Here is a 15,168-nt window from a genome sequence, read left to right as displayed (position 1 = left end):
TTAACGGAACTTACTGACGCGGTTTTAAGTGTTTTTCCAGCCACGGTAGCATCTGTTTTTTACGACTTAACATCCCTTCCACCTTGCAGGGTTGCGGCACATCTGAAAGTTCGGTTCCGGCAAACCACAGACTGGTATCGCCCAGATTAATATCGGTCAGCATCAGAACGACCAGTGCAGCATGATTTTCCTCTGCGTAGCGAACCATTTCCTGGCGAAGCTCGTCCAGCACTGCGTCAACCTGGTCTAGTGAATACAGCTCGAGTTGCGCCACACAGACCTGATGCCCATGAATTTTGAACGTTTTAATATCTTTATTGAGAAGTTGCCGGGCACTCATCCCTTCCACGCTGGTTTTGGCAGACAGCAGATCACGGCTGAACGCCTCCAGATCAATCCCCGCCTTATGAGTAAGAGCCTCCACTGCCAGACGATCGTCGGGCGTAGTCGTTGGTGAACGCAGCGTGACAGTGTCACTCAGCACTGCACCTAACAGCAAAATAGCCTCTGCTGGAGAAAGTTGACTACGTACATCATCCGTCATCAACTGCCACAACAGCGTCGCGCTACTGCCTACGGGCTTCACCCAGACTTCCGGCGGCAAACGAGTGATTAATCCACCGAGACGGTGATGGTCGATGATCCCGACAACATTACTCTCTGGAAGCGAATCTGGCCCCTGCGCGGGTTCAGTAAAATCGACCAGCCAGACATCCTGATCGGTCAGAGGAAAGGTCAACAGTTCTGGCAGCGCCAGTCCTGCATGCTTAAAAATAAATTGCGTTTCACGGTTAGCTTCCCCCGCTCGCCATGCCGTTGCTTGCTGACCGCGTAAAGTGAGCCAGCGAGCGGCCATTGTAGCGGTGCAAATTGCATCGCTATCGGGGTTAAGGTGCCCTATTACATGTATCATTAATCAGTGCCTTATGATGAGGAATGTCGTGGAAACGAATGACAGGCAAAGTATAACGACTGGTAACGCCCCCTACCATATTGCTGGCCTGGCTGTACAAAACATAAGCAAAATAAATCAGTTGTAATTAAAACATGATAAATGTTAATAATATTTTGCTATCAGGTTATCAAAAACAAACAACTTCACTTGTCACCGATACGACTCTGTTTTTAACATCGCTTATGGAAAAAAATGGTCTGTTCAATCAGCGCATTCGATTGCGCCACCTTCATACTTTTGTAGCCGTTGCACAACAGGGGACTTTGGGGCGCGCAGCTGAAACCCTCAACCTGAGTCAACCGGCCCTCTCCAAAACACTCAACGAACTGGAGCAACTGACCGGAGCCAGACTCTTTGAACGCGGTCGTCTGGGCGCGCAGCTAACGGTACCCGGCGAACAGTTTCTTACCCATGCGGTAAGAGTGCTTGATGCGCTCAATACTGCGGGTCAGGCGTTAAACCAAAGAGAAGAAGCGCAAAATGATGTTGTCCGTATTGGCGCGCTGCCTACTGCTGCGCTGGGCATTCTGCCCACCGTAATCGGTCAGTTCCATAAACAGCAAATGGAGACCACACTGCAGGTTGCCACGATGAGTAACCCCATGATACTGGCAAGTTTAAAATCAGGGGAAATCGATCTCGGTATTGGCCGTATGGCCGACCCAGAATTGATGAGCGGCCTGAACTACGAATTATTATTTCTTGAGTCATTGAAACTGGTGGTGCGCCCTAACCATCCGCTATTACAGGAAACCATTACATTGAGTCGGGTAATGGAGTGGCCAGTCGTGATCTCACCAAAAGGTACTGCCCCCAGGCAACATGCAGAAGCCTTACTACAAAGCCAGGGTTGTAAAATGCCGTCTGGCTGTATCGAAACGTTGTCAGCTTCACTGTCCCGCCAATTGACGGTTGATTACGACTATGTATGGTTTGTACCTTCCGGCGCAGTACGTGAAGACCTGCGCCAGGCAGCTCTGGTTTCTTTACCAGTTCCAGCCCAGGGTGCAGGTGAACCGATCGGCATACTGACTCGCATCGACACACCTCTTTCCAGCACGGCGCAAACTTTTATTAACGCCATTCGCAAAACTATGCCGCTGTAATCTACTACCTCGTCAGACTCATTCTTTCATGGGTCTGGCCCTTCATCTATAATTATAAGGAATATCAAAATCAATAATTCATTATTCAGCCCTGCTAGATAGATAATAAAACCTACTACATAATGCACCTTTTCAAAAAAATATAAAACAGCGCTTGCAAGCACAGATAAAATTTACCTCACTCCGTGATTCAATACATTTTATCAATGTTGAACCACACTTGTTAGCAAAACACCCTAAATAAAATCCCAAAATCAATTTAAACAAGAAAATATCATTCCCCAATTAATACCCATTATGTAATTATCGCCCCTTGGGAAAACACCGTTAAGGAAAATAAAATGAAACTTTGCTTTTTAAGTGCTGCAGCCATTCTGGTTGCAGGTATTACCACGCAAGCTCAGGCTGCTGACTTAGCAAACATTGATTTCGCGGGAAATATTACAACATCAACCTGCGACGTCAGCATTGATGGGGCAGGCACATCCAAAGAGATTAAACTCGATGATATTACTGTGCCGTCTATGAAAGCAGCCACCAGCACCCCGGCCCAGAAAGCCAGCTTCGGTATAACCGTCAAAAATTGCGCTGCATCGGTAGTCGACGGTGGGAAAGTAAAAGGCCAATTCTCAACGACCGGTAATTATAACAGCACCACTCAGGCACTGTTAAACACCGACCTTTCTGGCGATAAAGATGCAGGTTTCCGGGTTCAGGATACCGCAACCAATACCATCATCGACTTTAAATCCGCATTACCGCAATCCGAAGCAACCTACAGTGCAACCAATGGTGCCGCATTTAACTATACAGTAGGTTATATATATTCAGGTACTGGCACACCAACCATAGGTTCAGTTAAAGCGAATACAACGTTTACAACGACCTACCCTTAATTAGTTATCTTAATATGTTCTCTGTAGCTCCCGCTCAACTGGGGCTACAGAGTCTATACGCAGAAATAAATAACATGCCGATTAAAAACACATTTACCGTAATTATATTTACAACATTTATTTCATTTAGCGCTCCATCAACGGCCAGTATTGTTATTAATGCCACCCGGGTTATCTACCCTTCAGATGCCAAAGAGGCATTAATCAAAATGGTTAATCAGGGGCAACAGCCGCTATTAATCCAGTCCTGGTTAGATGACGGACATGAAGACGTCGATCCACAGGCATTAAATGTGCCGTTTATTGCCTCCCCTCCTGTTAGCCGGGTCGATCCAAAACAGGGTCTTACCGTACGTTTAAACTGGGATGGGCAACCTTTACCGACCGATCGCGAAAGCGTTTACTGGTTTAACGCGCTTGAGATCCCGAAAAAAAATAAAGATGCAGATAAATCAAATCAACTGCAGATAGCGCTTAAAACACGCATCAAGGTATTTTATCGCCCGATTTCCCTTCCCGGCTCACCTGCCGAAGCCATTCAACACCTGCAATGGAGCCTGGCCAATCAAGAAAAACAAGTTTGGGCGACGGCAAAAAACGACTCCCCTTATTTTGTCTCTCTGGTGGGCGCTACGATCACCTCCGGGGGTAAAAAGTACAACATTGAACCTGATATGGTCGCACCGTTTTCCAGCGCTCGCTATGCGGTGAAATCACTGACATCAACTCAGATGGATACCATTTCATGGACTGCCGTCAATGACTACGGCGGCAATGTGGAAGCCACCAAAAAGTAAACGCAGGGATAGCATTAATGCAGACTTCGACACGCCTAATTACTGCTTCTACCTTCATCCTGTTCGGGTTTTGTAAGTCAGTTTTTGCTGATGAAAACTATATTGAATTCAACGACGATTTTATTTTCGGTAATGCCGGGAACAAATCGACGATTAACGTTGCTCAATACGCGCATGGCAACCCGGTAAAAGCCGGGACATATACCGTCTCCGTATCGATTAATGGCAAGGCACAACAGACCACCGCCGTTCAATTTATCGAAAATAACACGCCAAATGCGACGCCCTGTTTAACGCGAACGCTTCTGGAAGAGGCCAGTATTGATATTTCCCGGCTACCGGCAGCAACAGAGGGCGACGCACAGTGCTATGTACTGGCTGACTACTACCCGTCTTCCAGCATCAGTTACGATCCTAATTCACAAGTCTTGATGCTCACAGTTCCTCAGCTTTTTTTAGTGAGCCATCCGGTCGGTTATGTGAACCCTGCGCGTTGGGATTCCGGCATACCAGCAGCGTTACTGACCTGGAACTTTAGTGGCTATCATAGCGAAAATGAAAGTGATACGTCCGACACTGGCTACCTCGGATTAGGATACGGCATTAACCTGGGGGCCTGGCGTTTACGTTCCAGCGGCGCACTGAACTGGGCTAACGACGATACTGCCTCATGGGATAATTACGATCTCTATTTGCAGCGTGACCTACCGCCCATTCGGGCGCAGCTGGAAATGGGTCAGGTCACCTCGATCAGCGAAGCGCTGGATAGCGTGAGCATAAAAGGGGTTCATCTCTATAACGATGAACGCATGGATCCCCGGGATGGTCGTTATGTTCCGGTGATCAATGGCGTGGCAAACAGTAATGCCAAAATCACGGTGCGCCAGCAATCACGTATTATCTATGAAACGACCGTACCGCCGGGGCCGTTTGCGCTGAAAGATTACTATGTGGCAATCAACGGTGCTGACCTGGATGTAACGGTTGAAGAAGCCGATGGTTCGAAGCGCTTTTTTTCCGTACCTTACGCGTCTGTCGCACAGTTGATGACCAAAGGCGAAGTCGACTGGGATTTCGCCACCGGTACCATTGACAATGATTACAGTAATGACACGCCGTGGGTCATCACCGGCAACGGGAATTATGGTCTGAGTGACATCTTCACCCTGTATGGTGGCCTTCAGGTCATGGAAAGTGATTATCAGGCCGGTATGCTGGGGATGGCGCTCAATACCCGGCTAGGGGCGATAGCCTTTGACGCTATCCATTCCCGAGCCTCCCTGGACGATGTTGGCGATTTACAAGGCGAGAGCTATCGGCTGACTTACAGCAATGTTCTGGACACTACCAATACGAACTTCAGCTTAACCGCGTATCGCTACAGCACCAAAGATTACCTCTCGCTAAACGATACACTCTCATTACAGAATAGCATTGCCAATTACGCTGACGAAAACGATCTCAGCTCTGACAACGCGTATCGCAACAATTATCTCCACTCAAAAAATGAGTTTCAGGTTAACGTCAACCAACCTCTGACCGTCAACAACGAAGACTACGGGTCGTTCTATCTCAGCGGTAGCTGGATCAGCTACTGGGGGGGAACCGGCAACACATCACAGTACTCCATCGGCTACAGCAACACCTTCGGTTCAATATCCTGGAACGTATCGTTACAGCGCAGTTACGACGAATGGGGAGAAGAAAACGATAGCCTGTATGTTGGTTTCAATATTCCTTTCGGCAACGGTAACGACAGGCAGCAACCGCTCTTTTCCAATTTGAGCATGGGCGTGAACAGCGATTTCAGCGACAGTAATGGTTTTACCAGCACCGCCAGCGGAAACAGTAAAGACAATAAATGGAACTACAGCCTCAGTACGATGGGTAACCAGAGTAACGGGAGCGACGATACCTATTCTGTGAGTGGCTACTCCACCTACAACGGAACCCGAGGAACCACCAGCCTCTCTGCCAGTGTCGATAAAAACCACAACCAGCAATATTCCCTAAATAATAATGGCGGGTTGTTGCTACACAGCGGCGGCTTAACGCTGTTACCGGGTAATGTCGATACCCAATCCGCCATTGCCTTGATTGAAGCTAAAGGGGCTGACGGGGCTACAACTACCAATGGCTATAGCGAAATCGACCATGCTGGCTATGCCGTCGCTACCAGCCTGACGCCGTATGCAGAAAATACCGTGGGGCTCGATCTGAGTACGGTGACCAGCGATGTGGAAGTGAAAAACACCTCAGCTGCCGTGGTTCCTCGTGAAGGCGCTGTCGTGAAAGTAACTTTTGCTACCGAAGCAGGCCAGTCGGTCTTTGTCACTCTTCGCCGCAGCGATAACAGCTTCATCCCGCTGGGTGCGGATGTACTGAATGAACAAGGTAAGTCGGTTGGGGCGATAGGGCAAGCCGGGCGAGCCTTCTTGCGAGGGATTGAAAATAATGGGCGGTTGAACGTGGTCTGGGGAAATGACAACCAGAGCCGCTGTCATGTTGATTATCACATTCCGCCATCTCCGGTGATGATCGGTAAATCAATTCATCTGGATAGCTTAATTTGTCAGATGCCAGAGTCAGGGAGATAACAATGCGTAATATTCTGTTGGCCTGTTTAATCCTTAATTGCCCTTTTGTTTCAGCGGTTTCTTATGTGACCGTCAATTTTCGAGCTACTTTGCAGACCACAACCTGCAATATCAGTATTGCGGTGGGTTCAAACACCACCGTGAATCAGACTCTTGATTTTGGCGCATTAACGATGTCGCAGATAGAGGCTCAGGGCAGTAATACGCGGAAAGATTTTTCTTTGCAGTATAACGACTGTTATATCACTAGCTCAGGTTCTACGGTCAAACAAACGCTGAACTGGATACAAACGTTACCCAAGGCCAGTGCTTCATGGAGTGGATACTCTACCGAATTAAAAGGTGGGGAAGTGGGCGTTGCTGCCGTGTTGTATCGTACCAGCGATTTAAACACTGCAATTCCACTTGATCCTAATAATAATGAAAAAATAACCTGGAGCAGTACTGAACGCACTAACGCAAAACTCCCTTTAACATTAGTTTTACGGCCAGCATCCTCGTCAACGACGGTTAAAACAGGAATTTTTAACGGTACGTTGACCTTTACCACGATTTATCAGTAGGCGCGAACATGACAGTAAAAAAATATACGCTGGTATTTTTGCTGCTGATGTCCTCTCCATCATGGTCGGATGTCAATAACAGAACCAATACATTAACCCTAAAGGCCGAGATTGTATCCGGAACCTGTGATATTACCGCTTCTGATGTTGATTTAGGCGATCTGAATATCAATGCGTTTTCTGCCGGTGGTAACTGGGCGGGGCTGAGTGCAACATCTCCGGGCAATGTTGCTACCAAACCGCTGCAGGTGAAAGCGCGCTGCGATTCCGGCTCAGCTGAAAAAACGTTGATACTCAGTTTTCAACCACAGAAAGCTCAGCTTAGCGGTAATCAAATATTCCCCAATGAATATACCGGGCCAACAGGCAGGGTAAAGGCAACGTCTGCGGCGGAAAATATCGGTGTAGTCGTTTTTTATGAAAGTACCAATGTGCTGAATAAAGACAACACGTCAGCGGTTAACTTCACCCGGTATATCGGTTCTGAATCGTCATATTCCGAATATACGTTTCAGGCGCGTTATCAAATCATTAATCCGGCAAAACCGGTCACACCTGGCGGGGTGTTAAGCCAGGTAAAAATCAGCGTGAGTTATAAATAATGAATAATCACAATTCAATGCATAAACGTTCAACGGCCAGACGTCTATTTTTTTCTGCGGGGCTATGGGGATTAAGTGTTCTGATAAATTACGTTCAGGCTTTTGAATGTAGTTTCCACCCGGATAATCAAGCTCAAATTCTCAGTGCAGGCACATTGAAAGTGCGTAGTTTCAACCCTACAAATACCAGGCTCACTAGTTTAGGGGAACTCCAGGATGTTAAGATTGGTAAGCTTGAGTGTGGCACCGGTAATGATGGGGCGGACTGGTATGGATGGTCGGAGGCTTCAAATGCGGCAGGCGTTAAATCCAGTCCTTATGGAGAACACAACAGGGCATTTTGGCCGACAAATATCCCAGGGATATATTATTCCGTACGAATTAGTACCGCAGGTGCCAATATAAAAGCTTATTTGCCCCCAGAAACAACAGAAACGCGCCTGTTCGATTATCAAAAAGATGCTACCGATCGTGATATCATCGCAACGATTGAGATCTGGCAATACGGTAGAGTTACCGCTGTGGGCGATGCCCACCCCATTCAAAATGGCTTAATTGGAACATTTCGTGCCGGTTCGCTTGATGAAGGTGACAAAGAAAAGCTGAAAATTAACGTCAACAGCACATCGTTTACCGTTAAATTCGAAACCCCAACCTGCAATTTTACAGCCTCACCAACCACCATTGATTTCGGTGATGTTGGCAATGACAGCCCGCGCAAAACCTTTACCCTGAAAAATAGCGGCTGCGTAAATACCTCTGGGCTTACCCTGAAGCTGACATCAACAAAATCCGCCTATGACAATAAAGGATTAGGGATCCTCGCTAACACTATCGACGCCGCCTCCGGGTGGTGGGCGGCTGGCGGGCGTGGCATAGCTATCTCATACGAACACGGTTCGTCACGAACCTATCTTTCCGCCAATGACAGTAACTCTGAAGTCTCTATTAATTTCGGCGATTTTATTACATCGAAAGATATTCCCATGGCAGCCCTACTCACCTGCACTTCAGATAACAAAAAAACCTGTGATAATTATAAGCCCGGAGCCTTCAGCGCAAGCGGCATCATTGGCGCAACGTACAGGTAACGGTAAATCCGGTAATGCGCAGTGTCGCATTACCGGATTTTATACTGATTAGAACGTTTCCCAGTTATCCATACCTGCCTTCACTGTGCTGGGTGATGAATAAACCGGCGTCGCTGCTGAAAAAGTCGGTTTAATCACACTCCCCTGTAACCGAAATGTACCAACCGCTTCTGTTAAACGCGCCGCCTGTTCTTCCAGTGATGCCGCTGCGGCCGACGCTTCTTCGACCAACGAGGCATTTTGCTGAGTCACCTTATCCATCTCTGAAATTGCCTGACTCACCTGCACAATACCGCGACTTTGTTCGTCGGAAGCCGCCGCGATTTCCAGCATAATATCCGTCACACGTTTAACCGCATCGACAATATCCGTCATGGTGTTACCAGCAGCCACTACCTCGCCAGAGCCCTGGTCTATCAAGCGAACGGATTCGCTGATCAATCCCTCAATCTCTTTTGCCGCCTGGGCGCTACGACTCGCCAGCGTGCGCACTTCGCTGGCCACCACCGCAAAGCCACGTCCCTGCTCGCCCGCCCGCGCGGCTTCGACCGCCGCATTCAACGCCAGAATATTGGTCTGGAAGGCAATGCTGTTAATCACAGCGGTAATCTCAGAGATTTTCTTCGAGCTGGTCGAAATATTACCCATGGTTTTCACTACGCCAGAGACCATTTGCCCGCCACGGCTGGCTTTACCTGAGGCATCTTCCGCCAGTTTGCTGGCATGGTGTGCGTTATCGGCATTCTGTTTCACCGTAGCCGTCAGTTCTTCCATGCTGGCCGCCGTCTCTTCTATGGCTGCAGCCTGCTCTTCAGTTCGTGATGACAGGTCAGTATTTCCCGCCGATATTTCACTGGTGCCGCGGTAGATTTCCTCAGCCCCCTGACGCACCGTACCTACCGTTTGTACCAGCGAACGTTGCATTTTTTGCAGATGATGGCTTAAACGCCCAATTTCACTACGTCCGGTGGGTTCATCCTGCATCGTGAGATCGCCCGTTGATATCTGCTCGATTCGCTGAGCAGCACGCAACAGAGGATGAATGACGGTACGGCGCAGGACAATAAACGTCATTACTGTCAGTGCCAGCGCCAGTACAAATGCACCGAGCATAAATGCCATGCCAAGTTGAGTACGCTGATGGGCCTGCTCACTGAGCAAGTTGGCCCTGGCGGTACGAAGCTCAATGGCTTTCAACAGTACTTTGTTGTAAGCGGAATCCAGCGGTCTGGCCTGCTCATTTTCATGGTTGATAATGGCTTCAAACATCCCGTTTTTAGCGTATTTCAACATAGGTTGCAGGCCGTCGATATAGGCCTTGAAGCTAGTGCCCAGCTCTACATCCAGTGCCTCATCGGCTGGTGTTTTCACCGCGCGAGACATATAAGCCTTAAAACCATCCTGCGATTGCTTAATCCGTTTTTCCGCGTCTGCAATATTGGCTTTCATGTCATCCATTTCAGCAATGCGGCTTGCCGCGCCCGCATGGATCATGTTGATACGCGCAGTACGTAAATGGTTCGAACTGTTAGATAACCCCATCCTGACCTGAATTTCATTCGTTACATCACGCTGATCGCGATCGGCCTGCATAAGGAAATAAGCTGCTAATCCGGAACTTAAAGCGAACAGCAGAAGGATGCCACCGAGAATGGAGGAAAACAGCGGAACCAGTCGGATTTGATGCAGAAAGCCCAGTTTATACTGGGCTTGCATCGATTTAGTGTTGTCCATGACCGTCGACTCTCTTGTAGGGTTAATGCGTGAAAACACGCCCATTAGATAGTCATCGGCAATTCAAGAAGTTTGATTACCGTAAAAAGCGCAACATTCATCACACTTTCACAACATAATTCAAAGAAATTCAGGAAAGTGCCAGCGAAAGGATCCGCTGGCTAATGAATCAGTTATCACCAAAGTGGATCACGGTGCGGATAGACTTGCCCTGATGCATTAAATCGAACGCTTCGTTAATCTGCTCCAGCGGCAAACGATGCGTAATAAAGGGATCGAGCTGAATTTTCCCGCTCATCGCGTCTTCGACCATTCCTGGAAGCTGTGTACGCCCCTTCACGCCACCAAACGCCGAACCGCGCCAGACGCGACCGGTAACCAGCTGAAACGGACGCGTTTTGATCTCTTGACCGGCACCGGCCACACCAATGATGATGCTTTCGCCCCACCCTTTATGACAGCATTCCAGCGCAGCGCGCATTACGTTAACGTTGCCGATACATTCAAAGCTGAAGTCCACGCCACCATCAGTCAGTTCGACAATCACGTCCTGAACGGGTTTCTCGTAATCATTTGGGTTGACGAAATCGGTCGCGCCCATTTCACCTGCCAGTTTGAATTTCTCAGGGTTGGTATCAACCGCTAAAATGCGCCCGGCTTTTGCCTGAACTGCACCCTGAATAACCGCGAGGCCAATACCGCCCAGACCAAATACCGCAACGGTGTCACCTTCTTTGACTTTCGCCGTATTATGTACCGCCCCGATCCCGGTTGTGACGCCACATCCCAACAGGCACACTTTGTCCAGTGGTGCTTCTGGGTTTACCTTCGCCAGGGATATCTCTGCGCACACGGTGTATTCGCTGAATGTACTGGTTCCCATGTAGTGATAAATCGGCTGGCCGTTATAAGAGAAACGAGTCGTACCGTCCGGCATCAACCCCTTACCCTGAGTGGCGCGGACGGCCTGACACAGATTGGTTTTACCGGACTTACAGAACTTACACTCACCGCATTCTGCGGTGTACAGAGGGATCACATGATCGCCCGGTTTCAGGCTGCTGACGCCTTCTCCCACCTCAACCACAATACCGCCACCTTCATGGCCAAGTACCGCCGGGAACACACCTTCCGGATCGTCGCCAGAGAGCGTAAAAGCGTCAGTATGGCAGACGCCGGTATGGGTAATTTTAACCAGCACTTCCCCTTTCTTTGGCGGGGCGACGTCTATCTCAACAATTTTCAACGGTTGGCCGGGGCCAAATGCTACTGCTGCACGTGATTTCATCTGTCTCTTCCCATTATTGCGAGGTGATGGTGTTTATTTTAGATAAGCGCGAAGAAGATGGCCGATTTCAGCCATGCGAATGGCTCGCTGGTCCGGGGTTGTCTCACCACTGACCAGCTCATCTTTCAGGTGAATTTCGACCATTTCGCCCATCAGGCCATTGGACGCGCCGCGTACAGCGGCAATTTGTTGCAGGATAGCCAGACACGGTTCGCCGGACTCCAGCGCGCGTTCAAGTGCATCAACCTGACCACGAATACGACGTACGCGAGTAAGAATACGTTTTTTATCTTCCGGGGAATGCGGCATACGCCCTCCTGTATACTATAGGGGGGTATACTACCATGCATTTAACATTTTTGTAAAAAATATAATCAATTTAATATTAATAGCTTACCAACAATTGCACCTGGAGTTGATTAATGGCAAGACTTACTAACGCAATATTATTGCTGACACACAAATTCAGACGAAAATAAACTGTCAATCAGCAGAGGTGAGCTTGAGGGGGAAAATGATTTTGGCAGCCCAAAAATCGTATTTGTGAGCTGCCGCAAATTAACAGGAAAAATGTTATCTATATGTTATTTCAAATAGCGTCATTCGGATGTCGGGCTAATTCCCGGAATAACGTTTGGATAATTTTACCGCCACGCGGCTCAATAAAGGTTCCAGAATCAACGCCAGCGCCATTTTCAGCGGACGTCGGGCAACGGACTTCACTGCCCAACCGGCAACGCCTGCAGGACCATAGCGGAGCGCGGTAAGAAGTACCAGCTTGCCTGCTAATTTAAAACCAGGCTTCACCCTTTGCCCGGCACGCTGCCAGCGATTGTTCATCTCAATCCTCACAATTGGCGAAAGCGGCTGCGCAATGTGAACGTATCTGAAGTCACATAACGCTCCATTTCGCGTAAACGATTTTCACTTGCGGTCAGTTCACGATCGACGGCATCAAGCAGTTCGCCGCTCGAGGGCTGTTGTTCGCCGAAAGCGACATTGTCTGGCATTGGATCCAGAACGAAAGTCAGCACGATATAAGCCACTATGGTAAAAAAGGCCAGACCAAAGAAGATCGACAAAACAACCAGGATTCGCACCAGCTTCACCGGAACATCAAGATACTGTGCGATACCGGCACAGACCCCACGAACCATACCCTGCTGTGGAATACGCCACAGTTTTTTGTTCAGGTTAACGCCCCCCATTAGCGGTCCCTCCAGTTAGGATGTTCTGCATCAAGGATGTCTTCCAGCGTCTGAATACGTTCACGCATGCGCTGTGCATCATTACTCAATTCCACCAGGCGCTGCTGTTCGCTTTGCGATAACTCGCCACGGCTGGAACGGTTGCTGTAATGCAGCCACAACCAAATCGGTAAAACAAACAGCACAAAGATGGTTAGCGGTATGGCCAGAAATAGCGCGCTCATGTGTACTCCTTACAGGTGATGAGCGGCGGCGCGCTCTGGCGCCGCCAGATGTTATTATTGCTTGTCTTGCTGCATTTTGGCTTTCAACTGCGCCAGCTGCTCGCTGATTTCATCATCTGCTTTCAGATCAGCAAATTGCTGATCGAGAGATTTTTGCTTACCAAAGTTATGGCTTTCAGCTTCGGCTTCCATCTGATCGATGCGGCGTTCAAAAGATTCAAAGCGCGCCATCGCTTCATCCAGCTTACCGCTGTCCAGCTGACGACGAACGTCGCGGGAGGAGCTTGCAGCCTGATGACGCAGCGTCAGCGCCTGCTGACGAGCACGGGTTTCGCTGAGTTTATTTTCCAGCTCGCCAATCTCTTTTTTCATACGTGCCAGCGTGTCATCAACCAGCGTCACTTCATGTTCCAGAGTGGTAATCAAATCAGTTAACTTCTGCTTTTCAATTAAAGCAGAACGCGCCAGGTCTTCTTTCTCTTTGCGCAGCGCCAGCTCCGCTTTTTCCTGCCACTCCGCCTGTTGCGCGGTGGCCAGTTCAATACGGCGAGATAACTGTTTCTTTTCTGCCAGTGCGCGCGCTGAATTCGAGCGAACTTCCACCAGCGTATCTTCCATTTCCTGGATCATTAACCGCACCAGCTTCTGCGGATCTTCAGCCTTTTCCAGCAACGCATTAATGTTGGCGTTCACGATGTCGGCAAAACGAGAAAAAATACCCATAATGTAATCCTCACTTACTGTTCTGATATCGGGCAATGCCCTGCTGATGCTCTAATGCAGCTTGCATGCCAACTTTTTAATTATTTGATTATAAAGAAAATAGTAAATTTTACCTGTTCATGAAATTAGGTTACATTGGTGAATAACACTAACAAATGGTGAATTTCATCATGGCAGGATACAAAGATAACCTTCTTGGCGAAGCTAACAGCTTCATTGAAGTACTGGAGCAGGTTTCTCAACTGGCCCCACTGGATAAACCGGTTTTGGTTATCGGTGAGCGTGGCACAGGGAAAGAGCTGATCGCCAACCGCCTGCACTATCTCTCCTCGCGCTGGCAGGGACCGTTTATCTCCCTGAACTGCGCGGCGCTTAATGAAAACCTACTCGACTCAGAACTGTTTGGCCACGAAGCGGGAGCCTTTACCGGAGCACAAAAGCGCCATCCTGGCCGATTCGAGCGCGCTGATGGCGGGACGCTGTTTCTCGATGAACTGGCAACCGCCCCGATGCTGGTACAGGAAAAACTCCTGCGCGTGATTGAGTATGGGGAACTCGAACGCGTTGGCGGCAGCCAGCCGTTGCAGGTCAACGTACGACTGGTATGCGCGACAAATGCCGATCTGCCACGGATGGTCAGCGAAGGCACTTTTCGCGCGGACCTGCTGGACAGGCTGGCTTTCGATGTAGTGCAGCTCCCTCCCTTACGTGAACGTCAAAGCGACATCATGTTAATGGCCGAGCACTTCGCTATTCAGATGTGTCGTGAAATCGGGTTACCACTGTTTCCAGGATTTAGCGCTCAGGCCAGAGAGACCCTGCTGCACTACCGTTGGCCTGGTAATATACGGGAACTGAAGAATGTCGTTGAGCGATCGGTTTACCGACACGGTACCAGTGATTATCCTCTGGATGAGATTGTGATTGACCCTTTCAAACGCCCCGCCCCCGAAATCCAGCAGTCGGAAACCTCACCAGTTCTGGCACCATTACCTCTCGATCTGCGCGAATTCCAACAGCAACAGGAGAAGCAATTTCTGCAAACCAGTCTTGAGCAGGCCAGATTTAATCAGAAAAAAGCGGCTGAATTGCTCGGACTGACCTACCACCAACTGCGCGCACTGCTTAAAAAACATCAGCTTTAGCAAAAGCCGTCGCCCGAACTGCTCATCAAGCGTAGCGACTTTGGGGTGGCGCTTCGTAATAAGCAGCATTCATCTGTTGGGCGCTGCTCGTGCAAACCAGCAGCGTGCCAGAAATCAACCAACTACAGAGATTATTTTTATTAAAAAATAGCTCTCTGTTACATACTGATTTTAAAGATATTTACTTAAATTCTTCGTTACCTGTCACTTACAAAGCTATGTCTTTGATGATTATTATT

Annotated in this window: 16 protein-coding genes; 8 read left to right on the top strand and 8 right to left on the bottom strand. The window is 48.8% G+C overall.

Going from position 1 to position 15,168, the window contains the following annotated elements; translation table 11 throughout:
- Nucleotides 1–10 precede the first annotated feature (10 nt).
- Complete coding sequence (locus OGX98_RS19680) at nt 11–913, bottom strand: manganese-dependent inorganic pyrophosphatase (RefSeq protein ID WP_286595809.1); 903 nt, start codon at nt 911–913, stop codon at nt 11–13.
- A 224-nt stretch (nt 914–1,137) separates the two neighbouring features.
- Here OGX98_RS19680 and OGX98_RS19675 point away from each other — a divergent pair, with 224 nt between their 5' ends.
- From OGX98_RS19675 to OGX98_RS19645, 7 genes are all read left to right on the top strand, one after another.
- Entirely contained in the window at nt 1,138–2,061 is a 924-nt protein-coding gene (locus OGX98_RS19675; RefSeq protein WP_286595886.1) for a LysR substrate-binding domain-containing protein, read from the top strand.
- 341 nt (nt 2,062–2,402) lie between these two features.
- Nucleotides 2,403–2,957, top strand: a complete 555-nt coding sequence (locus tag OGX98_RS19670) for a fimbrial protein (RefSeq protein WP_048221402.1) — start codon at nt 2,403–2,405, stop codon at nt 2,955–2,957.
- A gap of 74 nt (nt 2,958–3,031) precedes the next feature.
- Entirely contained in the window at nt 3,032–3,754 is a 723-nt protein-coding gene (locus OGX98_RS19665; protein WP_075261772.1) for a fimbrial chaperone, read from the top strand.
- Between the two features lie 17 nt (nt 3,755–3,771).
- Nucleotides 3,772–6,351, top strand: coding sequence for an outer membrane usher protein (locus OGX98_RS19660; RefSeq protein WP_286595808.1), 2,580 nt, complete (start codon nt 3,772–3,774; stop codon nt 6,349–6,351).
- A 2-nt stretch (nt 6,352–6,353) separates the two neighbouring features.
- Complete coding sequence (locus OGX98_RS19655) at nt 6,354–6,914, top strand: fimbrial protein (protein ID WP_048221400.1); 561 nt, start codon at nt 6,354–6,356, stop codon at nt 6,912–6,914.
- A gap of 8 nt (nt 6,915–6,922) precedes the next feature.
- Nucleotides 6,923–7,516, top strand: a complete 594-nt coding sequence (locus OGX98_RS19650) for a fimbrial protein (protein ID WP_286595807.1) — start codon at nt 6,923–6,925, stop codon at nt 7,514–7,516.
- Nucleotides 7,516–8,607, top strand: coding sequence for a fimbrial protein (locus OGX98_RS19645; RefSeq protein WP_286595806.1), 1,092 nt, complete (start codon nt 7,516–7,518; stop codon nt 8,605–8,607). The genes OGX98_RS19650 and OGX98_RS19645 overlap by 1 nt, the downstream gene beginning before the upstream one ends.
- Nucleotides 8,608–8,655: 48 nt before the next feature.
- On the opposite strand, the gene OGX98_RS19640 is transcribed toward OGX98_RS19645, so the two are convergent.
- The 7 genes from OGX98_RS19640 to pspA form a co-directional block, all read right to left on the bottom strand.
- Nucleotides 8,656–10,341, bottom strand: a complete 1,686-nt coding sequence (locus tag OGX98_RS19640; protein ID WP_286595804.1) for a methyl-accepting chemotaxis protein — start codon at nt 10,339–10,341, stop codon at nt 8,656–8,658.
- Between the two features lie 169 nt (nt 10,342–10,510).
- Complete coding sequence (locus OGX98_RS19635; RefSeq protein WP_045443407.1) at nt 10,511–11,629, bottom strand: S-(hydroxymethyl)glutathione dehydrogenase/class III alcohol dehydrogenase; 1,119 nt, start codon at nt 11,627–11,629, stop codon at nt 10,511–10,513.
- A 33-nt stretch (nt 11,630–11,662) separates the two neighbouring features.
- The gene (locus OGX98_RS19630) at nt 11,663–11,938 is read right to left on the bottom strand and encodes a metal/formaldehyde-sensitive transcriptional repressor (RefSeq protein WP_045443410.1); all 276 of its coding nucleotides are present in this window, start codon (nt 11,936–11,938) and stop codon (nt 11,663–11,665) included.
- Nucleotides 11,939–12,244: 306 nt separating this feature from the next.
- Nucleotides 12,245–12,469: a phage shock protein PspD gene (pspD, locus tag OGX98_RS19625; RefSeq protein ID WP_045443419.1), complete on the bottom strand. Its 225-nt coding sequence runs from the start codon at nt 12,467–12,469 to the stop codon at nt 12,245–12,247.
- Between the two features lie 8 nt (nt 12,470–12,477).
- Nucleotides 12,478–12,837 (bottom strand): envelope stress response membrane protein PspC, encoded by a 360-nt coding sequence (pspC, locus tag OGX98_RS19620; RefSeq protein ID WP_136345572.1) that lies wholly within the window; start codon nt 12,835–12,837, stop codon nt 12,478–12,480.
- Nucleotides 12,837–13,061, bottom strand: coding sequence for an envelope stress response membrane protein PspB (pspB, locus tag OGX98_RS19615; RefSeq protein WP_045443425.1), 225 nt, complete (start codon nt 13,059–13,061; stop codon nt 12,837–12,839). The genes pspC and pspB overlap by 1 nt, the downstream gene beginning before the upstream one ends.
- Before the next feature lie 54 nt (nt 13,062–13,115).
- The gene (pspA, locus tag OGX98_RS19610; RefSeq protein ID WP_045443428.1) at nt 13,116–13,784 is read right to left on the bottom strand and encodes a phage shock protein PspA; all 669 of its coding nucleotides are present in this window, start codon (nt 13,782–13,784) and stop codon (nt 13,116–13,118) included.
- A 155-nt stretch (nt 13,785–13,939) separates the two neighbouring features.
- On the opposite strand from pspA, the gene pspF reads away from it, so the two are divergent.
- Nucleotides 13,940–14,929, top strand: coding sequence for a phage shock protein operon transcriptional activator (gene pspF, locus OGX98_RS19605; protein ID WP_190284561.1), 990 nt, complete (start codon nt 13,940–13,942; stop codon nt 14,927–14,929).
- Nucleotides 14,930–15,168 lie beyond the last annotated feature (239 nt).

Source organism: Citrobacter sp. Cm046, assembly GCF_030333065.1.
In the GTDB taxonomy this organism is placed as follows: Bacteria; Pseudomonadota; Gammaproteobacteria; order Enterobacterales; family Enterobacteriaceae; genus Citrobacter; species Citrobacter murliniae.
The sequence above is the reverse complement of the archived record's forward strand: the minus strand, read 5'-3'. Positions and strand labels throughout refer to the sequence as shown.